The sequence below is a fragment of the Burkholderia sp. Tr-20390 genome (genome assembly GCF_017104595.1).
Taxonomy (GTDB): Bacteria; Pseudomonadota; Gammaproteobacteria; order Burkholderiales; family Burkholderiaceae; genus Burkholderia.
Window position 1 is genome coordinate 83,366 of sequence record NZ_JAAGPC010000009.1, and the last position, 25,040, is coordinate 108,405.

Genomic DNA, 25,040 nt, shown 5'->3' on the forward strand with positions numbered 1-25,040 from the left:
AATATGAATCAACCGCCTGTTTCCGACGCAGCCCGACCCGGCAAGCTGCTTAGAATTCTTCATTCGCTGGAAAATACGCTGTTCGGTCACAGGCGTCTCGTGCTGGGGCTCCTGGTGCTGTTCACGGTCGTCATGGCCTGCTTCGCCGTCAAGCTGCGCATGGATGCCGGGTTCGAGAAGCAGCTGCCGCTGGGCCACGAATACACGCAGACATTCAACGAGTATCGCGGTGACCTGCTCGGCGCCAACCGCTTGATCGTCGTCGTCAAGGCCCGCAAGGGCAGCATCTGGACGCCGGCGGCGTTGAAGCGCCTGTATGAAGTCACCCAGGCGGTCACCTTCCTGCCGAACGTGTCTCGCAGCAGCGTCCAGTCGCTCTGGACACCGAATTCATTCGTCAACGAGATCACCGAGGACGGATTCCGCGCGGACCCGCTCATTCCCGGCACCGTGACGCCCGATCAGCTCGACGGCAACACGGTCGGCGCCATTTCGCGCTCGACCGCCCAGGGCGGATTCGTCGGCAGCCTCGTGTCGCGCGACCAGAGCAGCGCCATGGTCACCGCCGATCTCAACGAGCTGGATGCCAAAGGCGAGCGGGTCGACTACGTGGCATTCGACAAGGCGCTCGAATCGCAATTGCGCGCCAAGTTCGAGGATGCGAACTATGAAATCCAGATCATCGGTTTCGCGAAGCAGATCGGCGATATTGCAAACGGCGCGTCGTCCGTCCTGAAGTTCTGCGCGATCGCCCTGCTCCTGACCGCGTTGGCCGTCTACTGGTACTGCCGCTCCGTTCGCCTGACGATCCTGCCGCTGACCTGCTCGCTCGTCTCGCTCGTCTGGCAGTTCGGCACGCTGCATCTGCTCGGCTACGGGCTCGACCCGTTGGGCGTGCTGGTTCCGTTCCTGGTGTTCGCGATCGGCGTTTCACACGGCGTCCAGCAGATCAATTTCATCGTGCGCGAGATCTCGCACGGGAAGTCGGTGGAGCAAGCCGCCCGGTCCAGCTTCAGCGGGCTGCTGATTCCCGGCACGCTCGCCCTGGTGACCGCTTTCGTGTCCTTCGTCACGCTGATCCTGATTCCGATCCCGATGGTGCGCGAGCTCGCGATCACCGCTTCGCTCGGCGTGGCGTACAAGATCGTCACGAATCTGGTGATGCTGCCGCTGGCCGCGTCGTTGCTCAAGGTCGACGGCAATTATGCAAAGAATGCGGAGCTGCATGCCGTTCGTCGTGGCCGCGTGCTCCGCGTCCTCGCCAAAGTCGCCGTTCCGCGCAATGCGGCGATCGTCCTGCTGGCCGCCGTCGTGGTGTTCGCCGTGGCGGCCTGGGAAAGCCGGGACCGCGTGGTCGGCACGCTGCAGGCCGGCGCGCCCGAGCTGCGTGCCGACGCCCGGTTCAATCTGGATTCGGTTTCGATTGCATCGAGCTACGACGTCGGCCTGGACTGGATTTCCATCGTGTTCGAAGCGCCGCCCCAGTCCTGCAACAACGTGGAGGTCGGCGCCTACCAGGATCGCTTCGTCTGGTCGATGCGTGCCGTCCCCGGCGTGTTGTCGGTCGTTTCGTTCTCGTCGTTGCTGCGGCAATACAACGAGGGATACAACGAAGGCAATCCGAAGATGTCCGCGATCCCCATCGATCCGGATAACTATTCATCGCTGGCCGGCGAGGTGGCCCGCACGCCCGGCGTCATGCGCAAGGACTGCAGCATGACCGCGGTGAACATCTATCTGGCCGACCACAAGGCGACCACGATCACCCAGGTGATCAATGCCGCGAAACATTTCCGCGACACGAACAAGCTGCCGGGCGTGAAGATCCGGCTCGCGTCCGGCAACGCCGGCGTGCTGGCCGCGGTCAACGACGAAATCGAGCGCAGCGAATTGCCGATGATGCTTTACGTCTATACGACCATCGTCCTGCTCGTTCTCGTCACGTACCGCGACCTGCGCGCGGTCCTCGCCTGCTGCCTGCCGCTGACGATCGGCACGTTCATCGGGTATTGGTTCATGAAGGAGCTGCAGATCGGCCTGACCGTCGCCACGTTGCCCGTGATGGTGCTGGCGGTGGGCATCGGCGTCGACTATGCGTTCTATATCTACAACCGGCTGCAGCTGCATCTCGCCAACGGCGTCGGCATCGTCAAGGCGCTCGAACAATCGATCCTCGAGATCGGGACGGCCACCATCTTCACGGCGATCACGCTCGCGATCGGCGTCGCCACCTGGTCGTTCTCCGAGCTCAAGTTCCAGGCGGACATGGGCAAGCTCCTGGCGTTCATGTTCATCGTCAACATGGTCATGGCCATGACGGTTCTGCCCGCCTTCGCCGTCTGGCTCGAGCGCATCTTCCCGCGGCGCAAGCCCGCCCGTGCCCCCGGCCTGCTCGCCCATTGAAGAAGAAGAGGATTCCATGACCCTGTATCGCAAGGTTCTCTCCCTGTCGGCCGGCGCCGTCGTCTATGGCGCGCTGCTGGGCAGCATGCCAGGCGCGGTCGCCGCACCGGAACTCCGGCCCGTTCCGGCCGTCCAGTCCAGCATCGCCACCCAGTCCCCCGTGCTGGATGCGACCTGGGCCGGCCAGCGGGTCGTGAGTGTCGGCGCGAACGGCGTCGTCCTGCTGTCCGACAACCGCGGTGCGACGTACCGCCAGGCCAAGTCCGTGCCCGTGAGCTCGACGCTGACGTCCGTCAGTTTCATCGACGCCAGGACAGGGTGGGCAGTCGGCCACTGGGGCGCGATCCTGAAGACCACCGACGGCGGCGAGACGTGGGAGATTCAACGTCTCGCGACGAGCGAGGATCGCCCGCTGTTCGGCGTGCACTTCATCGATGCCAACCACGGCGTGGCCGTCGGACTCTGGTCGCTCATCCTCGTCACCGATGACGGCGGCAAGACCTGGACCAAAAAGGAAGCCGTGCTCCCGAACGGCAAGAAGTCGGACCTGAATCTGTTCGGCCTTTTTTCGAACGGCAATGGCGAGATCTTTGCCACGGCCGAGAAGGGGCAGCTCCTGATTTCCCGCGACAAGGGCAACACGTGGGAAAGCGTGGAGACCGGTTACAAGGGGTCGTTCTGGTGCGGCGTGGCGCTGCCCAACGGGGTGCTGCTGGTCGGCGGGCTGCGCGGCACGCTGATGCGAAGCGAGGACAACGGCCATACCTGGTCACGCGCGACGCTCGACACCCGGAACTCCATTACCGCGCTTGCGTCCCGAGGCGCCACGGTACTGGCGGTCGGGGTCGACGGGCTGCAGGCTCAAAGTACCGATGACGGCAAGACGTTCCAGCGCCTGCGCACCCAGACCGGGACGACGTACACCGCGGCGCTTCCCTCGACGGGCGACAAGTGGCTGATCTTTTCTCGCGACGGGGTCATCGCGCAGTAACGGTCGGATGTCTGAAGCGCGCAGCGGGCCGCGATCGTGAATCGCGGCTCGCGGTGTCGAAGCCTGCCTGACCGCGGATGGAAGGCGGGGCCAAACGGCGAGCAAGTTCTCCCGCCCTGGTGGCACGGATCACCCGAAGAGGAAGCGGCTCACGGACGAGCCGCCGTGTCACGCCACGCGCGACACCCTCCCCCGTCAGCCGGATTTTCGCAGTCGATAGCCGATGCCGTGCACGCTTTCCACGATGCCCGACGCCCCTGCGGCCGCCAGCTTTCTCCGTAGCCGGCTCATGTGGCTGTCGACGGTGCGCGTGGATGCGCTGACGTCCGCCATGCACGCATCGAGCAATTCGACGCGCGTAAATGCGCGATTCGGCAGCCTGGCCATGTGAGCCAGCAGGCGGAATTCGACGAGTGTCACGGAAACCGGCGCTTCACCGGAGGACGTTCTCACGCACGCCATGTAGCTTTCCGTATCGACTTCGAGCGCACCCACCCGGAGGCGACGTTCGGGCGCGAGCGCACCGGAGCGGCGAAGAATCGCGAGCAATCGCGCGACGACCACGTCGGGGTTGAACGGCCTGACGATGTAGTCGTCGGCGCCGGCGTGCAGTGCGCGCAGTTGCTCCCCGTCCCGGTCACACGCCGACATGACGACGATAGGGGCATCGCTTTGCCGTCGAAGCCTGGCGAGCATGTCCAGGGTGTCCGCACGCAGTTCACGGACGTCGAGAATGACCAGATCCGGCTTCAGGTTCAGTTGCGTGGCCAGCACGGTCTGGGAGGGGTGGGTCTGGAATGTTCGAAAGCCGTTGCGCGTCAGGCAGGTATCGAGCGTCGACGACATTTCCGGTGCGTCATCCGCGATGAGTATGAGCGAGTGCATGTTTGAATATCCGGGTCGTTGCCTTTCGTGCACGCGGCCACCTTCCGGACAGCGCTCAGGCGCCGCAAAGGGGTCCCCGTTCACGGGCATCGCTCGTCGAATTGAAGACGGCGTTCGGCATGACACATGCCGAAGCCATCGGGATGGTGGCCGGTGAAGAACATTTCCCGCACCCGGACCGGGCCGGACGCCGCGCAAGGTCGATCGGCTGACGGGTTCACTGGTTGATGCGGCTCGTCGCCGCGAAGCAGGTTCCGGTCTTTCTCCGGTTGCTGACGCACACAGGTCGCCACCCGGCATCGGCGCGTCGAGGGGCGAGCTCTCTTTCCTCGTGCTCGCGTTGCCCTTCAAAGCGCAAGGATGCGTTCATGATCGGCGGCTGGCTGCGTCAGCAGACCTCACCACTCGAGCGCGCGATGCCCCCGGCAACGTCCAGTCTTGCCGCAACCGGCCGGCGAGCCCTTGCCTTCGGGTGGTAGACGTCGCCGCACACATCATGCTCGCGACGTCCACGTGCGGTTGAGGCCTTCGTGCCGACGAGCGTCGGCACGAGAGAAGGCCACTCACACCGCGTTTTCCGGTATCGCGGACGGGAATCGGGAGATCTTCCGGATCAGGTCCGAGGCTTTCTCACCGATCATGATCGTCGGCGCGTTCGTGTTCGCGCCCACCAGCGTCGGCATGATCGATGCATCCACCACGCGCAAGCCTTCTATTCCCCGTACGCGCAACTGGGAATCGACGACGGCGAGCGCGTCGTTCCCCATCCGACACGTTCCGACCGGGTGGTACACGGTGTCGGTCCGCTCGCGCAGCAACGCACGAATGTCGTCGTCCGATCGCGAGCGGGACGCGAACGGGTCCTCCGTCACGAACCGGGCCATGGACGGCGCCGCCATCAACCGCCGGGTCAGCTTGTATCCGTCGACCAGGACCTCGAGATCATCGTCGTGATCGAGGAATGCCGGGTCGATCAACGGCGCATCGAGCGGATCGGCGCTTCGCAGCTTGACCGACCCACGGCTTTTCGGCCTCAGCAGGCACACGTGACAGGAAAGACCATGTCCGAGCCGCACCTTCCTGCCGTGATCGCTGACGGGCCCGACGACGAAGTGCATCTGAACGTCCGGTCGATCCAGATCGGGACGCGTCTTAAGGAACGCGCCGCCCTCGGCGAAGTTGGTGGTCAGGGTGCCGGTTCGCGAGTTCCGGTATTGCCGGATGTCGCCCAGCGTCTTGATCGCGCCGCGTACCGATACGCCGAGCGCATCGAGGCTGTTCGTCTTGTAGCTGACGACGAAGTCCGGATGATCCTGCAGGTTCTCACCCACGCCCGGGAGATCGGCGACGACCTGGATCCCGTGACGCTCGAGTTCGTCCTTCGGCCCGACGCCGGACAACATCAGCAACTGCGGCGATTGAAGCGCGCCCGCGGACAGGATCACCTCCTTCTTCGCCCAGACCGTCTCGACATTCCCGCCACGCGTGACCTCGACGCCAACGGCCCGCTTGCCGTCGAACACGATGCGCCTGACCTGCGCGCCCGTCTCCACCGTCAGGTTGCCGCGCGTCTTCATGTGCGGAAAAAGATAGGCACGTGCCGCACTCCAGCGCTCGCCATTCTTCTGGGTCACCTGGTAAATGCCGACGCCTTCCTGCTCCGCACCGTTGAAATCGTCCGTGACGTGCAGGCCGCACTCTCGTGCGGCATCCAGCCAACGCGCCTGGAATGGATTGTCCGTCCGCAGGTCGCTGACCCACAGCGGGCCGCCGCGCCCGTGCCATTCATTGCCCAGCCGCTCGTTGTGCTCGCTTCGCTTGAAATACGGGAAGACGTCGTTCCAGCCCCAGCCTTCGTTGCCGAGCGCGGCCCAGTCGTCGTAGTCGGCATGATGGCCGCGCGTGTACACCATCGCATTGATCGCGGACGATCCGCCCAGCGCCTTGCCACGCGGCTGGTAGCCGCGTCGCCCCTGCAACCCCTTCTGCGGCACCGTCTCGAACGCCCAGTTGTTCAGCTTGGACGGGATCATCAGCACCAGCGCGGCCGGCACGGTGACGGGCCAGCCATCGCCCGTGCCGCCGGCTTCGAAGAGGCACAGCGTCACATCGGGATCTTCGGTCAAACGCGAAGCCAGCACGCTGCCTGCCGAGCCGCCGCCTACAACAAGATAATCGAATGAGTTCTTCACGGGTCTGTGTCCTGGATAGATGCCTGAACGCTTCACAAGCAACTACCTGATGCATCGATTCCGCCACGCGCGTCGCGGCCTCAGCGAGCCGTCGCGCAATCGGCTTCATGCCGTCATGCATCAGCACTGCGTGGCCGCCTCGGCAACGTTGGAGGTCATCCATCGAACCGCGTGCGGCCACGAAATGGCGAAAAGCGAAATCAGGTCGCTTCCGCCAACGTTTCAATGGTGCCGCGCGGCGCCGAGTAACTTTCGAAAGCTCGCGATGCCCTTCTCGATCCACGCCTGGGCGCCCGGGGAAATCGCCCCCATGTCGAAGAACCCGTGAATCATGCCGTCGCACCGGATCGTGTCGACCTTGACGCCGCTCGCGTGGAGCAAGCGGCCATAGGCCTCGCCCTCGTCGCGCAGCGGATCGAATTCGGCGGTCAGGATGACCGCGGGCGGCAACCCGGCAAGGTTCTTCGCACGGATCGGCGCCAGTCGCGGATCCTCCCGGTTGGTCCCGTCGGGCACGTAATGCCGCTCGAACCAGGCGATCGTCTCGAGGTCGAGAAAGTAGCCTGCGCCGTTTTCCCTGAAGGAAGGAAAGCCGGCGCGATCCTGCGCGACCGCGGGGTAGATCAGGAACTGGGCGGACAGCGCAATGCCGTCGGCGTGCAGTTGCTGGGTCACGACCGCGGCCAGATTGCCGCCGGCGCTGTCTCCGGCCACCGCCACGACGTCGCTGCCGCCCAGCTCACCCGCATTCGCGATCACCCATTGGGTCGCGGCGATCGCATCGTCCGCCGCGGCCGGATACGGATGCTCCGGCGCCAGCCGGTAATCCACCGAGACGACGACCGCGTTCGCGCCGCGCGCCAACTCGCGGCACATGTTGTCGTGGGTATCCAGATCGCCAATCACGAACCCGCCGCCATGCAGATAGACGACCGTCGGCAGATTGCGCTCGTGGGTCGGACGATACAGCCGCGCCCGCAGCGATCCGGCCGCGCCGGGAACGGTCAGGTCTTCCACGCCGTGAATGTCGACCACGGCCTCCGGTGCGCGAACGGCGCGCGCCAGATGCTGCATCAATCCGCGAGCCTCTTCCGGGCTGGACTGCGGCAGCGGTTTCGCGCCGGACCCGGCAAGGGATTCGAGAAAACCAGCGAGGTGCAAATCGAGTGCCATAACATCACCTTTATTCGAACGTTGCGCGGAGATCAGCGATACACGAGGACTTCGGCATCCGGGCTCAATTCCGGAATGGTCTGGCGCTCCTCCTCGTACTCGAAGTGGTGCTGCCACGGCATGCGATCGCCACGCAAGTGCATCTGGTGTTGCGAGCGCATCACGTACCCGGCATTGAAGTTGTTCGGGTCGGTCCACGGCAGCCGCTGCATGTCGGCGTCTTCGGCGCGCAGGCACGGCTCCACCGTCTTCGCGCCCACCTTCTCCATATGCGCGAGGACGCGGCAGGTGAATTCGCAGACGAGATCGGCGCGCAACGTCCAGCTCGACCGGTAGTAGCCGTAGATGAACGCCATGTTCGGGATACCCTCGATCATCATTCCCCGATACGAGACCCGCTTGGTCATGTCGACCGGTTCTCCGTCGAGGTGGAACGCGATCTGGCCGAACGCGCTCATGTCGAAGCCCGTCGCCGTCACGACGATGTCCGCCTGCAGGTGCTCGCCCGACGCCAGCACGATGCCGCTTTCGTCGAACGACTCGATGGTGTCCGTCACGACGGATGCCTTGCCGTCCCGGATGGCCGTGAAGAGGTCGCCCTCGGGCACCGCCGCCACGCGCTGCTGCCACGGGCGATAGCTGGGATTGAAGTGCTTGTCGACGTCGAACCCTTCCGGCAGCTGTTGCCGGGTCTCGTTGATCAGCCAGTCGCGAACGGCGTCCGGGTTCGCCGCGGACAGGTTGATCAGGTCGAACGTCTGCTTCAGGTGCGCACGCCGCAGAATCTCGGAGCGCCACGCCTCGGGCAGGCTCAGTTCGCGAAGCGTCGCGTCCAGCTGGTGGGTCCACGGAACCGCCGTGAAGAACGTCGGCGACCGTTGCAGCATCGTCACATGCGCCGCGGTGCCGGCCATCGCCGGAATCAGCGTCGCGGCGGTCGCGCCCGAGCCGATCACGACCACCCGCTTGCCGGCATAGTCGAGGTCTTCCGGCCAGTGCTGCGGATGCACGACCGTTCCCTTGTAGCGGTCGAACCCGTTCCACTTCGGCGTAAAGCCCTTGCGATGGTCGTAGTACCCCGCCCCCAGCCACAGGAAGTCCGTGGTGATCGAGAAGTGTTCGCCGGTATCCTTGCGCGACACCTCGACCGTCCAGCGCTTCTGCTCGCTCGACCAGCTCACCGTTTGAACACGATGCCCGTAGTGGATCTTCGAGCCGAGGCCGTATTCGTTGATGACATCGCCCAGATAGCTGTGGATCTCCTCCGCCGTGGCGATCGAGCGGCCCTGCCACGGGCGGAATCCGAATGCGTACGTGTACAGGTCGCTGTCGGAACGCGCGCCGGGGTAACGATGGGTCCACCACGTCCCGCCGAATCCATCCATCGCTTCCAGGATCGCGAACGAGCGGTCCGGCAAGTTCATGCGAAGATGACAAGCGGCATCGAGCCCCGAGATCCCCGCCCCGATGATTAGTACCTCTACGTGCTCAGGCAAACCCGAATCTGCTTGATTCTTAGTCATGAGATCCCTCCGATGACCCGTTATTGAAAATATCCGTAACGCCGCACGACTAGATCAATAGACTTGGTCATGTGACTACGAAGAAAAAAGACGCTCGCATGCGCATACCGGCGACAACGCTTCAAACCCGCACGCGACAACCCGCCCTGCACCCGGCCGGACATGCAGGCGGGTCATCGAGGTGTGCCTTCCGGTTTGACCGGTCACCCTGAACATGATCAATTGACCAAGTTACACGGTTCCCAGTCTATGCAGTCGAGGGACAATTTGAATCAGGAGTTTCCATTACCCGATCGGTCGCGACGGTGGAATGCGCCGGCCCGCGCGGCGATCGACGCGTCAAACCTCGAAGCCGTCGGTTTCGGCAAGCCGCCGGACAAAGGATGCAGCGCGATCCAGCAGGTATCTCGCTGCCGGGATCGTGCGGGCCGCGGTGATGATGCCGTGATGATGCCCGGGTAGATGGAGATGCTCGACCGTGCTCCCCGCGCGAGCCGCGCATGACGCGTAGGCAATGCCTTCGTCGCACAGCGGATCCAGCCCCACCGTGGCAATGAACATCGGCGGCTGCCGCCTGCCTTCCGCATGCAGCAGCGGGGACAGGCGTGGAAGATCGAATGGCGTGCCGGCCGGCACGTAGTGTTCCCGGAACCAGCGCATCGACTCGGCGACCAGCGGAAATCCGCCTTGGATGCGCTGGTAGGACGGAAGCGACGCCGTCAGGTCCGTCACGGGATAGAACAGGACCTGCCCGATGATGGCGGGTCCCGCCGCCGATGCCGCATTGGCGATGAGGGTCGCCATATTGCCGCCGGCGCTGTCGCCCGCCAGGATCATCCGGGACGCATCGATGGCGAGCGCGGAAGCGTTGGCCGCGAGGTAGTCCAATGCCCGCTCGCAATCGTCGAGCGGAACCGGCCATCGGTGCTCCGGCGCCAGCCGGTACTCCACCGACGCGACGGCACACCCGCCATGTCGCGCGAGATGACGGCAGATGCCGTCATGCGTGTCCACGCTGCCGATCACCCACCCGCCGCCGTGAATGAAGACGACCAGCGGTTTATCCTCGACGCGCTCCCCGCCGGGCGGACGATAGAGCCGCACCCGAATGCTGCCGTCCGCGACGGGAACATCGATATCGTCGTGGGCGACCGCTTCGTCGGCGGCGAGGCCGTTCAATTCGCAGGCCCGCACGAAGTTCACGCGCGACTGGTCGACGGAAAAGCTGCCGTAGTGTCGCCCGCCCAGTTCGCGGAACGCCCGAACGGCGTCCCGCGCATCGTCAGCCACCTCGGTCAGCGGCAACCAGTGCACCGATGTCATGGGCATCCCCGCTCAGATCGCCGCGAACACGCTTTGATCCCATTGCGTCGCGGCGCGGTATTCGTCCACCGTGCCCGGCCAGTTGTTGATCACCTTGCCTTGCGCGTTCTTGTACCAGCTCGAACAGCCCGCCGAAAACGCCGAGCCGGCCATCGCCGCTTGCAGCTTGTCGTTGTATTCGTCGAACACGGCCCGATCGACGTCGACGGCCTTCACGCCGGCCGAAGCCATGCCGCCGATCGCGTCGATGATGTAGTTCTGCTGGATCTCGAGCATCGATACGATGGAGTTGTGATTCAGGTTCGTATTCGGCCCATACAACATGAACATGTTCGGAAAACCCGGCACGGTCATGCCGAGATACGCTTCCGGGCCGTCTTCCCACGCCTGGGCCAACGTGCGGTCCGTGCCGCGCACCTGCAGGCTGCCCTGGAAAGCCTGACTCTCGAATCCGGTTCCGAACACGACCACGTCGAACGGAAGCAGGCGGCCGTCCCGCGTCACGATGCCCTCGTCGACGAACGATTCCACCCCCGCCGTCTCCAGCGCGACGTTGTCGCGCATGAGCGCCGGGTAGTAGTCGTCCGATCGGAGAATCCGTTTGCACGCGTACTCATAGTCCGGCGTCAGCTTCTCGCGCAGTACCGGGTCGGGCACCTGACGATGAAGGTGGGCCAACGCGAGACTCTTGCCTTCCTGCTGCGCGTTGGAACCCATCCGGGTCCGCTCGAACCCGGACTCGCGGAAAGCGTGCAGCGATTTCCGGCTTTCTTCGAACAGATGGGGCTCGCGCTCGTAGGCATCGAGCTGCTCCGCCGAGAAGACGATCTGGTTGCGCGGCATGATCCAGTTCGCGCTTCGCTGGAATACCGTCAGGTGATCGACCTTCGGCGCGATGAGCGGCACATACTGCACGGCGCTGGCGGCGTTGCCGATGCTTGCCACCCGCTTGCCGCTCAGGTCCACGTCGTGCCGCCACTCGGCGGAGTGGAAATACTCGCCGTTGAAATCCGCCAGGCCGCGAACCGCGGGGATCATCGGCCGGTTCAGTTGCCCCCATGCCGGCACGAAGAATCGTGCGGTCATCCGGGAGCCGTCACTCAGTGCGAACCGCCAGAGGCTTGCCTCTGCGTCCCATTCGGCACTGCGAATCTCGAGGTTGAATCGCAGGTGTTCCGCGAGGTCGAACCGCGTGGCGAGCGATTTCAGATAGTGCAGCAGCTCGTTGCGGCCGGCATACATCGCGCTCACGCGCAAATGCGGATGGAAGCTGTAGCAGTATAGGTGCGATTCGGTATCGCATGCCGCGCCGGGATACGAATTGTCCAGCCACACACCACCGAGATCGGGACGCTTCTCCAGCACGACGAAGTCGTCGATGCCCGCGATTTTCATGCGAGCGGCCATGCCGAGGCCTCCGAAGCCTGCACCCAGGATAACGATCTCGTGGTGCTCAATCCTTTCTACATTGTTCACGGTGCATTCTCTCTATTTACGTTACGGCGACTGCGGATTGGCCGGCGTCGGTTCAGTAGGCCTGTTCGTACAGGCGCAATGCGTCCGACTCCGTGACGACGACCGGATTGTTCAACAGCAAGCGCTGCTGCTTCATCGCATCGGCCGCGAGGGTCGGCAGGCTCGATTGCGTGACACCCACGTCGCGCAGTCGTCGCGGCGCGCCGGAGCGGTCCATCAGGTCTTCCAGGAAGGTGATGAACGCCGCCGTGCGCGCCGTGGCGTCGCCCGTTCCACCCGCGCCGACGACGTCCGCCAGTTCCGCATAGTGCGAAGCCGCCGCGTCGGCGTTGAAACGCAGCACGGGTGCCAGCATCAACGCGTTGGACAAGCCGTGCGGGATATGGAAATGGCCCCCCAGCGGATACGCCAGTGCATGGACCGCGGCCACCGGGGCATTGGCGAAGGCTTGCCCCGCCAGCGTGGCGCCCAGCAGCATGGCCTCGCGGGCGCGCCGGTCCGCGCCGTTTTCGCAAGCCGGGATCAGGCTGCTCACCAGCAATCGCAGCGCCTCACGTGCGAGCGCGTCGGAGAGGGCATTCTTCTTGTGCTTGCTGGTATAGGCCTCGATGGCGTGAACCATCGCGTCGATGCCCGTCGCAGCGGTATGGCTGCGTGGCAGGCCGACCGTCAATTCGGCGTCCAGGATCACCTTGTCGGCATACAGCTGACGTGCAACGATGCCCATCTTGGTTGTTTCGTTAACCGAAACGATGGAAATGTTGGTGACTTCCGACCCGGTACCCGCCGTCGTCGGGATCTGCACCAACGGCAAGCGCGCACCCTGAACGTTGCCGATTCCGTACATTTCCGCGATCGATTGCCGCGACACGGTGAGCACGGCGGCCAGTTTTGCGATGTCCATCGACGAGCCGCCGCCCAGGCCAATCACGACGTCCGCCTCGGCACTGCGTGCAAACTCGACGCAGCGCAACACCACGTTCTCCGGCGGGTCGGCCACGACCTCGTCAAACACCGCCACGCGGAATCCCGCGGCCGCCAGCGACGCTTTCGCCGGTTCCAGCACACCGGCCTTGTGCAGCCCTGCATCGGTCACGATCAGGACATGGCGGCGCTCCGTCCATGCCGCCATCACCTGACCCAGGCGGCGCGCACAACCCCATTCCTGGAGAATGGACGGAACAGTTTCGAAGAGCATCGACTGCGGGAGCATTTCCATTGACGTTTCCTTGATGCGGACGTTGGCCGTCAGACCTGGGTGCACAGGTACTTGATTTCCAGGTATTCCTCGATGCCGTAACGGGAACCCTCACGGCCCAGGCCCGATTGCTTGACCCCGCCGAACGGCGCGACCTCGTTGGAAATCACGCCGGTATTCAGGCCGACCATGCCGTACTCGAGTGCCTCGCCCACACGCCAGATGCGGCCGTGGTCGCGTGTATAGAGATAGGCGGCGAGGCCGTACTCGGTGTCGTTGGCCATCGCGATCGCTTCCGCTTCATCCTCGAAGCGGAACACCGGGCCGACGGGCCCGAAGAGCTCCTCGCGCGCGACGCGCATGGCCGGCGTCGCATCGGCAATGACGGTCGGCTCGAAAAACGTGCCCCCAAGCGGATGGCCTTTCCCGCCCGTGACGATTCGTGCGCCCTTGCTCACGGCATCGTCGATCAGCTGATTCAGGTGGTCGCAGGCGGACTGCTGGATCAGCGGCCCCTGCTGCACCCCCGGTTCGACGCCGTTTCCTACCTTGAGCGCCTGGACTCGCCGGGTGAGCGCGTCGACGAAGCGGTCATGAATGCCGGCCTGGACGAGAAAGCGATTGGCGCATACACAGGTCTGGCCGCTATTCCGGTACTTCGACGCCATCGCACCTTCAACCGCGGCGTCGAGATCCGCGTCGTCGAACACGATGAAAGGTGCGTTGCCGCCGAGTTCGAGAGAGAGCCGCTTGATCGTCGCGGACGACTGGCTCATGAGCACACGGCCAACTTCGGTCGAGCCGGTGAACGAAAGCTTGCGCACGACCGGGCTGGCCGTGAGCACCGCGCCGATCTCGCGCGACGGGCCGCACACCACTTGAAGGACACCGGCCGGAATGCCCGCGCGCTCGGCCAGGACGGCAAGCGCAAGCGCCGTGAGCGGCGTCAGGTCCGCGGGGCGCACGATGATGGAGCAGCCTGCGGCCAGTGCCGGCGCGACCTTGCGCGTGATCATCGCGGCAGGAAAATTCCACGGCGTGATCGCGGCACACACGCCGATCGGCTGACGAATGACGACGATGCGCTTGTCGCCTTGCGGGTGCGGAATGACGTCGCCGTAGACTCGCTTCGCTTCTTCGGCGAACCATTCCACGAAGGAAGCCGCATACATGATTTCGCCGCGGGCCTCCGCCAGCGGCTTGCCCTGCTCCGACGTCATGATCAGTGCGAGATCGTCGGCATTCGCCACGATCAGGTCGTACCAGGCGCGCAGGAGCTTCGCGCGCTCGTGGCTGGTCCGCTTCTGCCAGGCTTGTTGGGCAAGCGCCGACGAGGCAATGGCTTGCTCGACCTCCGCGGCGCCGAGGCTGGCCACGCGGGCCAGGATGTCACCCGTGGCCGGATTCGTGACGGGAAACGAACGGCCGTCCGTGCCCTCCGCCCATCCCGACGCAAGCCACGCACGCGTCTCCAGCAGCGCGCCGTCTCGCAGTTGGGCGCGTAGCGCCGAGGGATCGATCGTTTGGTTCATCCTGCTGTGCATTTCATTCACGAGCACCGTCTCCAGAAATTCTTGTTTTTCAACCTCGCGCTTTCAGCCGACAGGCGAAAGCTGCCCAGGCGTCAACACGCGGACGCCTGCTTCATCTCCCGGGATTTCGCCTGACTTCCTGTGGCCGATGCGCGCCAATCTCCGCGCCGCCCCAAAGCTTTCGCAAAACGTTGTCCGGCCTGGGACAGTCCGCGCTTGCGCAGCGACGTCCAATTGGGGATGAAACAGATGTGTAGATCATTTGACATGGTCATTTGACCATAAACCATTTTTTGCGGCAACTCAGTAGTTGCACGGGCCTTCCGTGACTCGTGGGGAGATGGCTACGCCAGGCCGGGGAGTCGCTCGGTGAATGCAATGGCAAGGAGAATCCGGCAGATGCACTCGGCGGCGTATCAAGCCAATGCGACGCCACGTGCCGTCAACGGCGCGGGGATATTTGCCCTACCTGACTGCAACTCGATGCACAGGGGAATCAGATCGCGGAATGGCGGCTGCGGTTGCACGGTCGAGCGGCGCAACGACTGCCCTGAAGGTGGCGGCCTGGGGCATGACGCCAACGGGAATCGGGTTCCGAAGTGCGCGGGTGAGACCTGCGTGGCGAGATTCACGCAACTTGGTTTTGACCCGCTGGCCGTACACTGCCTACCGGCAAACCCGCTCATTCAATGTTGAATTCGCGGTTCACTCAACGTTGAACTATCTGCCTTGCCGTTCATTCAACCTTGAACCTTCAAGGGCAGCTTGGCCCGTTCGCGCACGGCCGACCGGCTCTCATCGACCCACAAGAGCCAGTCGCCTCTCTCCAAAGCGGTCGCTCTCGCCGAGATCACTGGATCGCTTACGAGCCAGCGTGCAATGACATGTCAGATATGTTCATCGATGAGGGGGGTTTCTTGCCACTTCAATATTTCCGTTACCGCCCCACGGTTTCAGATTCTAACGAGGCGACATCCATTCCGACTCAGGGGGAACAGCCTACGGCAAGGTCAGCATCTCATGTCCGTGAAAATGGGTGCATTCTTTAGAAGCGAATCGTCTGGAACTCTGCACGTAGTTATTCAACTTCCACTACGCCAAGACTCAGCAGCGTGTTCAGCACATTGATATTCTTGCTTTTAATGTACTTTCGATCCCCAATTAAATAGGCGGCATCACGTGCGCGAGATATGGCCACGTTCATTCTGCGTGAATCGGCATAGAAAGTTGCTGGCCCGGTTGTGCGTACGAATGAGAAGAAAACTATGTCAGCTTGGCGCCCTTGGAATGCATCAACTGTATCGACTTCGACGGCCAAGTACTCTCTGATTTCTAGCTTGTTGATCGCTTCTCTCAGCGCCCGGCACTGTGCCCGATAAGGCGTAATCACAGCCACGCTGAGTTTGCGTTGCGTGGATTTAGCTGCCTTGAGCTTACGGCGGGAACACATCTCGACCAAGCTGTGTGTGATGATCTCGATTTCGCGATGATTTTCAAGCACACCACCGTGCTCGTTGGGTACCCGATAGCCGCGAGAATCGTATGTCAACCAGCCAAAGTGCGTGAAATCGTGATCGGTATCCTCACGGTGGTGTCTGAGGTTTCCGTTGTAGAAGTTCTCTGAAATGAAAGAGCCGATGTGAGGCAACATGCGGTACTGCTTGCTCAGCTGACCTTTCATGGTGATCGGAAGGTGCTCGAAGATCTTGTCGATCACCCCGTCCTTGATTAGCCGAGCTTTTGCCTCAGCCAGGGTATCCAACGCGTCACTCTCTTCTTCGCAGAACGTCGGAGGCAGTTGCTTGTGATCGCCTACTAAGATGCACTTGCGACCAACAGACATGGCCATAATCCACTCAGGCAAGGTCGCCTTGGAACATTCGTCCACGATGACCAAATCAAAGTCTTCGCTATCCTCATCGAGCAAGTGATCGATCTGGTTGCAGGTGGCGCCAATGATCTGATGGTTGTCAGCCAGGTTCTTGAACTGCCAGCGCGGGACTTTCACCTCACCGTTCTGGAGCTCACCTTGTTCAAGGACGTTGTAGAGCACGTTCGTGAGTTGGGGGGCGAACTCCAATGCCTGATTCCACACTTCGTTCGCGCGGATCTCCGCTGCCGTACCAGCCGTGTGCTCCGATTCGTACTCGGTGATGGCGTAGCGCGGATAGCGCATCGTCTTCGAGTGAATGGATTCGTCCGCGATGAAGCACAGGCGGTCCAGTGCGTTATCGACAGCCACGTGCGTCTCCGAGGCCACCAGAATGCGCGCATTCGGTTTCGCTTTGAGCGTCTGCAGAATTATCTCCACGATCGCGGTGGTCTTACCCGTTCCCGGCGGGCCCTGCAGGAAGTACAGGTCTTCAGTGGACATCGCGCTCTTGATGACCTCGAAAGCGTTGTCACGGGGGTCGTTGTAGCCCTTCTGAATGGGTGCGCCGATCTTCAGCGCCATATCGTCGAGAGCCATAACCTGACTCGCTTCGGCGATGATCTCTTTGACCTTCTGCTCGGCCTCTTTGTTCAGCTGGCAGCGCTGGCGACTGTCATCGCGCTTGTTGAATCCGATGTCATCGCCTTCCTTCAAGCTCTTGTTGCTGTAGTAGTGGTGTAGCAGCCGGTTGTGGATGATATTGCTGTTGGCGCCTTGGCGGAAGCGGATCAGGTACTTGATTTGACGCTCGTACTTGACGCACGTTTGCCGGTCATCTTTGGACAGCTCAAGTACTTTGGTTAGGTACTCCAGCCAGTCATCAAGGTGGTCAATGAAATCGAAGACGCGGCCTTCGGGCATAGATTTGGGCTGCTTGTGGTTATTCGCGTGATCCATATCAGTTGACCGTAGCTTTCAGGAGAGTTTCTACACCGGCTGGATTGTTCAAGCCGAGGTTGATAGTGATGCTGCGGATCAGCTTGGGCTTGTCCTCATCTTCCACTACTGAGATGGGAAGCACGATGGGCTTTCCGATGATCTCTTCTACGATGGCCATATCTGAGTTGATGGAGAGCACGCCCATGTTCACGTCGGCCATGTTGGCTGAGAACAGCGCATCGAGGGACAGCAAAATTCTGGATTTGGAGAACTGAGGTAGCGCGCTCAGGATCTGGTCACGGGTGGTGTAGCCAAGGCGCACAGCGTAGCAAACAGCCAGAATCGACTCTTTGAGATTGCGCTTGCGCCAATGGAAAGTGATTTCAGTTTTCATGTGGAGGCTTGTCTGTTCTGGTTCTTGATCTCATAGTGCTTGCGGCGGTCCTCTCGCGTGCTGACCCCGATGGCGCGATGCACATCGAAGTCCTTGCCCATGCGGAAGATCTCCACGATGCGGCGAATGCTCTCGTCCGGCTGCAGTGAGTCGAACTTGCCCAGCATTTCTTTCAGTTCATTGCCACGCTCATAGATCATTTTTCTGGCTGTGCTGATCTCACGTCGTCTCTCTCCGACTTCTTGGCGTTCGCGGAACAGCCTATCCCGTGTAGCCTTGTCTTCGTTGAAGGTGGAGAAGTCACCGCTCTGGCGGTTTGCATCAATCCTGGAGCGAATATCCTGGAAGTCATTGGCCAGATTATTGAACTCATCTTGGACTTCTCTTTGAATATCAGCAGTCCCTTTGTGCATTGAGAACAGCTTTGGCAGGGTGACGGCACCCTCAATCTTGGCGATCCACGAGTCAGCAAGACTGCTTCCTGTGGCGGCGGAGCCAAAGTGGTCACTGAACCTATCTTTGATCTCGCAAAAGAGTTCACTGCACTTTCTGTACTGGTCGTTGAGCTCGGCCTTGTGGGCTTTGTGCTTCTCAATGAGCTCTCGCGAAGAGGCAATCAGCAGGTCGCGTTCATGGCACAGCTCCTTGGTCTCCGTCTGGAGCGTCATAGAATGGCTCTTTAAGCGGCTTAGGTCATGACGGATCGACTCGCTGCTGCTCTTTTGGTTGTTGCTCACCTGGCGCACGGTGCGCTCAATGAACGTGGAGCTAACGAGGATGGGGCGCTCTTTGATCATGTGGCGCCACTCGTTGCGTTCATTACGCTGGGTAAGCTTGTTCAGCTCCACCTGCAAGGCAGTAATGAAGTCCAGCATATGGTACTTGGTGGTGATTCGTTCCGAGAGCAGTTGAATCTTCTGCTCAGCGATGGACGTGTCCATCCAAGAGTCGAAGCAGACAAACATCTTGTCTTGGAAGTCACCCAAGTGGGGTACATAGACTTCCGCCAACGCAAGCTGCTTATTCACGAACGCTATGAATTCCTTGAGCTCGGCATCGCGCTTCTTCTTGTACGCAACGACCTGGGCCCGGTAATCATCGGCCTGAGCCTTCAGGCGCTCCATTGCAGCCTTCTCGTGCCGCTCTACTTCGCGGATCAGAGCATTTGTCTTTGCCGTTTCTTTTTCTAGCGACCGACCGCAGAAAAAGTGCATTATTTTCTTCAAAATCATAGTGATTACGCCTGCAGCAAGAACTCGTAAGCCTGGTCGAATCCAGTGGTTGCGGGAAGGATCAAGTCGACCCGGTCTTTCAGTGCTCCATCTAGCTGCAGCTTGAGCTGGCGATCTTCTGCGCTGTTGGTCAGACCTTGATCGACCATCGCGTTCAGGTGTTCGATCTCCTTCAGGTAGGAGTCGATTCGGACCTGAGCCTGCTCTTCTTTCTGCTTTTCGGCGGTGATCAAGTTGGTATCGTCTTGATACTGCTTGATCACAGGGGTGAAAAGCAGGTAGTTTAGCTCCAGATGTTTGTCTAGGCTGGTGCGCATCTCGCCGAATTTGTCCGCAGCTTGGTTGATAACTTCGCGTTTCGCTTGCTCGTACTGCAGGTCCATTGCGTGGATCTGGTACTTGAACTGCTCCATCATCTCTTCCATCTGCCTGCGCTCTGCCTGATCGATCTGATCGAAGCGGCTGTACATGTCAGCCTGGATGGATTTGAGCTGGCCCTTGCGGGTGCTGTACTCGGAAAGTACCGAGATCGCGCCGGCGAATGGGATGCAATCGGTCCAGGCGAATTTATTTTCCGACAAGGTGCCAACCGAAGTTGCGTACTGGGTCAGGGTAATTTGCCCAGATTCAAGCTTGGCAGCTGCGTCCGTGATGTCCTTGATCGCGATCTTGGACCCAACGCTTTGGAAGTGGCCAACAAACGATCCAATCGCCAGCGAGAACCCGATTGCGAACACCGCGCCGAGAGCGATAGGGCCGAGAGCGCCCAGAGTCGTCCCCAGTACCGCTGTCGATGACACGCTGGAAGCGATGAACTGCCCAAGGAACGCCGACGCTGGCGCTGCCAGTCCGGTGGCGCAGGTAGTGCCAACGATTTGAATGGTGCTACCGATGGAGAACGATGCGAACTCGATGCTATCGATTTCGCTGTTGCAGAACTTGTAGAGGTTTTCGCCAAGCGAGATCGCGATGGCCACAGTTGCTGCAGCCACGTTTCCTTTTGTCAACTGCCGGCCAATACTCCCACCCATAGACGAAGCACCGGCCTTGGCAGCAGCCCCACCTGCAACTTTAGCGGCGGTTTTGGAGGCTGCTTGTGTCGCGGCATCAGTCATCATCTGGCCGAGGTGCTGCACGCCGGTTACAGCTACAGCACGGCCAGCCCCTTTGAGTGCGCTGAACACGATGTTCTGTGCCGCCTCCATGCAGCGCTCTTTGGTCATCCGCTCGTTGCTGCTCAGAATGCCGTACAGCTCGCCTGCAGCGGCAAATGTGGCTCCCGACAATGCTCCAGACTTAGCGGCATTACGGTACTGCATGCCATTGAACTCTGCCCTGACCCGTGCTGTTTCCTTGTAGCCAGGCCCCTCACCATTTTCCTTTGCATCCTTGGCCAGCTCTTCAGCGCTGCCCTCGCCCTTGCGATTGAGCCCTGTGCTTTGGATGTTCTGGTCGTCGTTGGAGGAAATCTTGTCGGTAGCCTTGTCTGCGGTGTCTTTATAGCTATCGGCGACTTCAGGACGGTTCCCCTCTGCCTTGGCTGCGCGCTTAGATGCGGCGTCCTTTACATCCTGGATCTGATCCTTGGGGACCACCTTGCCAACGGTGTCGTACTTCTTTGGGGACAGTGCTGCAGCCGTGGAGTCCCCATCTTTGTAGAACTTCACCTGATAATCGTGGCTACCTCTTGGAGTGTTCACACGAATATCGGCCACAGGGTCATTGACTTGGCCGACATCGAGCGTAGCGTTGTGGTTGAGCTGCCCTTTGGCGGCTGCTTCAATGTTGAATGAGCCCACATGGTGAGCTTCAGCAGTGAACCCCTGCTGAACATCTAGAGATTGAGTTGTCAGGTCACCGCTTTTGGTCGTGACCGAATTCATGATCCCAGTCTTGTAATCAGCGAGTGCCTTGCTAAGTGCCTCGCCCTGGAGCTGGTTGAAGCAGCCAATAGCAAAGGAAGAACCAAAATCTATACTCTCCGATTTTCGCTTGGAGTTTTTATATTTTGAGGGAGACATAAATCTCTTAAATAGAGTTGATTGACGGAGTGACTCGGCTGCGATCTGTAATACTCTTAAGTTTTCGGACGAAGCTTCGACGTCAGCTATCAGACCGGAATCAAACGCCTGCTACCTCGCAGTCAAGTGACGCTTAACACCATTGATCGTCAAGGACTTGGATACACGGGTCATTGCGACGTACAGATCCTTAGCATCCAGTGCGTCTGTGTCAAGAATTACCGCATGGTCATAGTCCAGCCCCTTCACTAACAGCGTCGTTCCTATGAGCTTTCGGTGACTGATCGGTCGTCCCGTGTGCCTCATGTCGCGCTGATAATTGTTCGCGGCCTCTGTCAGATACTGTTGGCATTCCTGTTCTCCCGCAGTGTGGAGCAAGCCGGTTATGCCATGCGACGCAGTCTCCTTGCTCGCTTGGCGGGTATAGTCGTAGGTACACTTGGTGTTTCTTTACTGGTTACCGCCACTTAACGCGTCACGAGAGATACCAAGCGAAACGCATCCAGTTGGGAAAGCGGCGGTATTGACGAGTGGTGAGCTCAAGGCTCTTCATTTCTAATGCGAGGGCTTTCATGTGAACGCCAATGTCGTCGAAGCGTGAAACCGATTCCGGTATGGAAATTCGTTCCAGCGCGCGGTCTAGCGAGGAAACAGGAGCTTTGTCAGTCGGAATGTTGGATGCGGCGGGGGCACCGCTACCTTCCGCGATCAAGCGCTCCATCGAGATCACCATGTCGATTAATGCGGCCGCAATAAGAATCGCATTAGTCATGTTTTCTCCACCGGAGTTTGCGGTCTCGAGTTGTCGGTCGATATGTAGCAACGTCAGGATTCGAGCGGGGATCGGCGGATGCGTTGATACATCAAGGTTTCCGAGCTCTTTCAGTGCAAAGTCCGGTAATAGGGAAAGCAGACCTATTACGACGCCAATGCATACAACCAAACCTCGATTCGCGCCAGAGGTCAGCAACGCCTCCCAGACCACTCCCATCGAGTCGTCGCACGCTACTGTCGTGCTTTGAAACTTGCGGGCTTGCTCTTGCATTAATTGCCGCGTGTAAATCAGTCCGTTTACGTCGGCGTCGGCCTCAAGGGCCTGACTTCTGATCCTTCGCTCCCGTGATAAGTCACGCTCTGCGGCAGCTGCTGCCCACTCATCGAGAATGTCCAACCCGTCAAATAGTGCATGATCGTCTAATCTCGCCGCAGATCGCGTGTACGCGGCTTTATCCGCGCCCTCATGCCCGAGTCCGGCATGGGCCAACTCATGATGAACAACAAATGCAAACGCGACATGGGCGAGCAGCCCCCCGAAGGCCGCGCGGTGATCTTCATCATTAGGAAGCTTGCCCCATAGATCCGACAAGAAGTTTCGCGCCTGACCTTCTCGAAGTGCGCTGCCCAAAAGCCGCTCTGCCTGTCCGCACGCGACCTGAATGTTTTGCACCAGGCCACGGGTTAGAAGTACGCCGTAGCACTGAGCGGGCCAAATCACCCATGCGCCGGATTCATCGCGGTCAAGGAGGTGGAACTCGATCGGTTTCGCGTGCTCCATGGCGAGAAACATCCGCTTCACAAGCATTTCGCCAAGCTGATGGAACTCCTCCTGTTCGGCTAGCGCGGTGGCGCGACGCCCAAGGATCCGGGGCGCCGTAGACGAGTTGCGCCAGATCTTTGAAAAATTCTCACTGAGCCACTTGTCCAAGTATTTTGCAGGGTGCATAGGCCTAAATCTGACTGATCAATAAAATCGGTTTTGTGGCCGTTGTCACGGGTAGAACGTCCATTCGAACAATGCTGTCACGCGAACTTGAACGTCGCCTCTTGGCCGAATGTGGAAGTTTCTCGTTGGAGCGAATGCATCAAAATACCTCGAACGAACACCAGTCGGGCACAAACCCTTCAAAAATAAAAAAATCGTCGACGTATGTGAGACCGCGGCTTTCCAGTGACTTCATGCACTCGTCGGCTGCATCACTTCCAAAAAATGGCCCGAGCGATATCAGACTATCGGATTCGTCAAAGTACGTCTGCAAATTGAATTCGGCCATGACCGTTGCCAGGTCGACAAGCTTGGCCGCGAGCGCCGCCCGTCGGACAACAATTCCGAAATCCCTAGATACTTTCATCGATATGCGGCTAGAGCGAATGAGCGGCTCTGATTGTCAACGATCTCTGCACCGAGGTCGAGTGTCCCTTCCTGGCCGAACCGAGCCACAGAGCACCCCTAAAGCTGGCGGACCGGCTTCGACCACAACCTTGAAGTAACTTCAGATGTCAACATTGAGCGAAGGAAATTCCAAGTAGCGTGAATCTCGACACTGCGTGCGCCACGGCAGGCAGGGTAACCGCCTGGTCACCGCGATGAACACACCACCAGGCTGGTGACGGTGCGCGCGGCGCATCCGGTCAGCTTTGCACGCGAAAACGCGCTCCGTCACGCGCCTTCCGGATGGCAAAACCTCGTAATTTCAGTGTAATATCCGCTGCAGAAGACCATTTGTATTATCAATCGAAATAATGAAAACAGTCAGCCGGATTCAATCCGGCGACTGATACGGGGAAAGCTTGAACTCGCCATTCAATACCGGTGCATCCGGATCCGTTGGGCCGTCCGTGCCAGTTCACGTCGGCCGGATCTCTTCTTCTCTACGCCGGCACTTCCCGCGCGGCCGACCCCATTCCGACTGATATCCCGCGCTGAACGGCCCGTTCCGCGTCGCCCGCCTTCGTAGCACGCGGCCGGTACGCCGCCATCCCGCGATTCGGACACACGTGCGCATGCCCGCGCGGCGCCGTCACGTCGAACGATCAAAAGAAGAGGATTACTGAATTATGACTGCGTGTACCCACTGCGGAACCGATCTGCCCGGCGGTCTCAAGTTCTGCAAGCAATGCGGAACCCCGGTTGCGGCCATCCGGACCGAAGCGGCCAGCGCACCGTGCCGGAACTGCCACGCCGCGCTGACGCCGAACCAGCGTTTCTGCAACAAGTGCGGGACACCCGTCGCATCGGTCAATGACGCCGGTGCGATCGAGGCGGAGGTGCCCGCGTCGCCGGCCGAGCCCGCACTGCAACCCGCACACGTGGCCGCGGAATCCGCTCACGAATCTGCATCCGGCACCGTCGACGCGCAAGATACGCAAGCGGACATCAGCGGCGAATCGATGGCGGCGAACACCGCGGGGAACGACCTCTCGCACGTCGCGAACACCGACGATCCGGTATCGGGTCGTGCGAACGCACCGCTGCAATCGCACGACGCCGCGGCAACGGCCATGCACATCGCAGCGGCAGATCATCGGGGCGATGCAGTTGCTGCGTCGCAAGCCTCGCCCGTCGTCACGGATGCGCAATCCGCGCCTGCAAGCGCATCGGCGAATGCCGCAGCGGCACTCGCCGACGGCGAAACAGACGGGGTCGATGCGGCTGCCAAGCCTCACGACGTACCGGATGACGATGTAACGTCGGCGTTGGCCGAACCCATGCGCCCGGCATCCGGTGTCGTGCCCCCGCCGATACCGCAGCCCCCGACGACGAACGACGCTACGTCGGCAAGACTCAAGATCGTCGCAGCCGGCGTCGCGGTCGCGATCGCCTGCGCGGGTGGCGCGTTCTGGTGGCACGGCCGCCAGGCGAGCGCACCTGCAACGCCCGAGCCGGTCGCCGCATCCACGGTTCCTGCGTTCACGGCCAACGCCGCATCGGACATCGCGGGACCCGGTTCCGCCACCACCGGCGCGGCGGTTGTGACGACACCGCCCGACGCACCGGCGTCCGCGCCGACCGATACGGCCGCCGCAGCGATGACCGCGCCCGCCTCGGGCCCGGCCGTCGTGCCCACTGTTACGACGCCTCCGCTGCCCGCGCATGCCCCGGCCGTA

Annotated in this window: 16 protein-coding genes and 1 pseudogene; 3 read left to right on the forward strand and 14 right to left on the reverse strand. The window is 61.1% G+C overall.

Translation table 11 applies throughout. The features are described from left to right. Positions 1 to 3: 3 nt before the first annotated feature. Both G3N98_RS04980 and G3N98_RS04985 read left to right on the forward strand, forming a co-directional pair. A complete protein-coding gene (locus tag G3N98_RS04980; protein ID WP_206147448.1) occupies positions 4 to 2,403 on the forward strand; it encodes an MMPL family transporter in 2,400 nt (799 codons plus the stop codon). A gap of 16 nt (positions 2,404 to 2,419) precedes the next feature. Further along, positions 2,420 to 3,394, forward strand: coding sequence for a YCF48-related protein (locus G3N98_RS04985; protein WP_241025747.1), 975 nt, complete (start codon positions 2,420 to 2,422; stop codon positions 3,392 to 3,394). 195 nt (positions 3,395 to 3,589) lie between these two features. Here G3N98_RS04985 and G3N98_RS04990 read toward each other — a convergent pair whose 3' ends face one another. The 14 genes from G3N98_RS04990 to G3N98_RS05055 all read right to left on the reverse strand — a co-directional run bounded on the left by G3N98_RS04990 (position 3,590) and on the right by G3N98_RS05055 (position 23,284). Then, positions 3,590 to 4,279 carry a response regulator transcription factor gene (locus G3N98_RS04990; protein ID WP_206147449.1) on the reverse strand — a complete coding sequence of 230 codons (690 nt, stop codon included), beginning with the start codon at positions 4,277 to 4,279 and terminating at the stop codon, positions 3,590 to 3,592. Between the two features lie 563 nt (positions 4,280 to 4,842). After that, on the reverse strand, positions 4,843 to 6,471 hold the full coding sequence (locus G3N98_RS04995; RefSeq protein WP_206147450.1) for a choline dehydrogenase: 1,629 nt from the start codon (positions 6,469 to 6,471) through the stop codon (positions 4,843 to 4,845). A 222-nt stretch (positions 6,472 to 6,693) separates the two neighbouring features. Further along, positions 6,694 to 7,644, reverse strand: coding sequence for an alpha/beta hydrolase (locus G3N98_RS05000; protein ID WP_206147451.1), 951 nt, complete (start codon positions 7,642 to 7,644; stop codon positions 6,694 to 6,696). Positions 7,645 to 7,676: 32 nt separating this feature from the next. Beyond that, on the reverse strand, positions 7,677 to 9,167 hold the full coding sequence (locus G3N98_RS05005) for an NAD(P)/FAD-dependent oxidoreductase (protein WP_206147452.1): 1,491 nt from the start codon (positions 9,165 to 9,167) through the stop codon (positions 7,677 to 7,679). 339 nt (positions 9,168 to 9,506) lie between these two features. After that, positions 9,507 to 10,490: an alpha/beta hydrolase gene (locus G3N98_RS05010; RefSeq protein WP_206147453.1), complete on the reverse strand. Its 984-nt coding sequence runs from the start codon at positions 10,488 to 10,490 to the stop codon at positions 9,507 to 9,509. A gap of 12 nt (positions 10,491 to 10,502) precedes the next feature. Continuing rightward, positions 10,503 to 11,966, reverse strand: a complete 1,464-nt coding sequence (locus tag G3N98_RS05015; protein ID WP_206147454.1) for an NAD(P)/FAD-dependent oxidoreductase — start codon at positions 11,964 to 11,966, stop codon at positions 10,503 to 10,505. 52 nt (positions 11,967 to 12,018) lie between these two features. Beyond that, positions 12,019 to 13,185: an iron-containing alcohol dehydrogenase gene (locus G3N98_RS05020; protein WP_206147455.1), complete on the reverse strand. Its 1,167-nt coding sequence runs from the start codon at positions 13,183 to 13,185 to the stop codon at positions 12,019 to 12,021. 29 nt (positions 13,186 to 13,214) lie between these two features. Beyond that, positions 13,215 to 14,696 carry an NAD-dependent succinate-semialdehyde dehydrogenase gene (locus G3N98_RS05025; protein WP_206147456.1) on the reverse strand — a complete coding sequence of 494 codons (1,482 nt, stop codon included), beginning with the start codon at positions 14,694 to 14,696 and terminating at the stop codon, positions 13,215 to 13,217. A gap of 1,078 nt (positions 14,697 to 15,774) precedes the next feature. Next, positions 15,775 to 17,490: an AAA domain-containing protein gene (locus tag G3N98_RS05030; RefSeq protein WP_241025749.1), complete on the reverse strand. Its 1,716-nt coding sequence runs from the start codon at positions 17,488 to 17,490 to the stop codon at positions 15,775 to 15,777. A 37-nt stretch (positions 17,491 to 17,527) separates the two neighbouring features. Continuing rightward, positions 17,528 to 17,902 carry a hypothetical protein gene (locus G3N98_RS05035; protein WP_206147458.1) on the reverse strand — a complete coding sequence of 125 codons (375 nt, stop codon included), beginning with the start codon at positions 17,900 to 17,902 and terminating at the stop codon, positions 17,528 to 17,530. Further along, positions 17,899 to 19,134, reverse strand: a complete 1,236-nt coding sequence (locus G3N98_RS05040) for a hypothetical protein (protein WP_206147459.1) — start codon at positions 19,132 to 19,134, stop codon at positions 17,899 to 17,901. Before G3N98_RS05040 ends, G3N98_RS05035 begins: the two co-directional genes overlap by 4 nt. A 5-nt stretch (positions 19,135 to 19,139) precedes the next feature. Beyond that, positions 19,140 to 21,155 (reverse strand): hypothetical protein, encoded by a 2,016-nt coding sequence (locus G3N98_RS05045; RefSeq protein ID WP_206147460.1) that lies wholly within the window; start codon positions 21,153 to 21,155, stop codon positions 19,140 to 19,142. A gap of 475 nt (positions 21,156 to 21,630) precedes the next feature. Then, positions 21,631 to 22,860, reverse strand: coding sequence for a hypothetical protein (locus tag G3N98_RS05050; protein WP_206147461.1), 1,230 nt, complete (start codon positions 22,858 to 22,860; stop codon positions 21,631 to 21,633). 157 nt (positions 22,861 to 23,017) lie between these two features. Beyond that, positions 23,018 to 23,284 (reverse strand): hypothetical protein, encoded by a 267-nt coding sequence (locus G3N98_RS05055; protein WP_206147462.1) that lies wholly within the window; start codon positions 23,282 to 23,284, stop codon positions 23,018 to 23,020. A 1,039-nt stretch (positions 23,285 to 24,323) separates the two neighbouring features. Here G3N98_RS05055 and G3N98_RS05060 point away from each other — a divergent pair. Further along, positions 24,324 to 25,040: pseudogene (locus G3N98_RS05060) on the forward strand (hypothetical protein); the annotation flags it as partial.

Coding starts and splice junctions, on each gene's coding strand:
- G3N98_RS04990 (WP_206147449.1), bottom strand. CDS start 4,279: ATGCACTCGCTCATACTCATCGCGGATGACGCACCGGAAATGTCGTCG.
- G3N98_RS05030 (WP_241025749.1), bottom strand. CDS start 17,490: ATGCCCGAAGGCCGCGTCTTCGATTTCATTGACCACCTTGATGACTGG.
- G3N98_RS05000 (WP_206147451.1), bottom strand. CDS start 7,644: ATGGCACTCGATTTGCACCTCGCTGGTTTTCTCGAATCCCTTGCCGGG.
- G3N98_RS05040 (WP_206147459.1), bottom strand. CDS start 19,134: ATGATTTTGAAGAAAATAATGCACTTTTTCTGCGGTCGGTCGCTAGAA.
- G3N98_RS04985 (WP_241025747.1), top strand. CDS start 2,420: ATGACCCTGTATCGCAAGGTTCTCTCCCTGTCGGCCGGCGCCGTCGTC.
- G3N98_RS05045 (WP_206147460.1), bottom strand. CDS start 21,155: ATGTCTCCCTCAAAATATAAAAACTCCAAGCGAAAATCGGAGAGTATA.
- G3N98_RS05010 (WP_206147453.1), bottom strand. CDS start 10,490: ATGACATCGGTGCACTGGTTGCCGCTGACCGAGGTGGCTGACGATGCG.
- G3N98_RS05025 (WP_206147456.1), bottom strand. CDS start 14,696: ATGAACCAAACGATCGATCCCTCGGCGCTACGCGCCCAACTGCGAGAC.
- G3N98_RS05005 (WP_206147452.1), bottom strand. CDS start 9,167: ATGACTAAGAATCAAGCAGATTCGGGTTTGCCTGAGCACGTAGAGGTA.
- G3N98_RS05020 (WP_206147455.1), bottom strand. CDS start 13,185: ATGGAAATGCTCCCGCAGTCGATGCTCTTCGAAACTGTTCCGTCCATT.
- G3N98_RS05035 (WP_206147458.1), bottom strand. CDS start 17,902: ATGAAAACTGAAATCACTTTCCATTGGCGCAAGCGCAATCTCAAAGAG.
- G3N98_RS05055 (WP_206147462.1), bottom strand. CDS start 23,284: ATGAAAGTATCTAGGGATTTCGGAATTGTTGTCCGACGGGCGGCGCTC.
- G3N98_RS04980 (WP_206147448.1), top strand. CDS start 4: ATGAATCAACCGCCTGTTTCCGACGCAGCCCGACCCGGCAAGCTGCTT.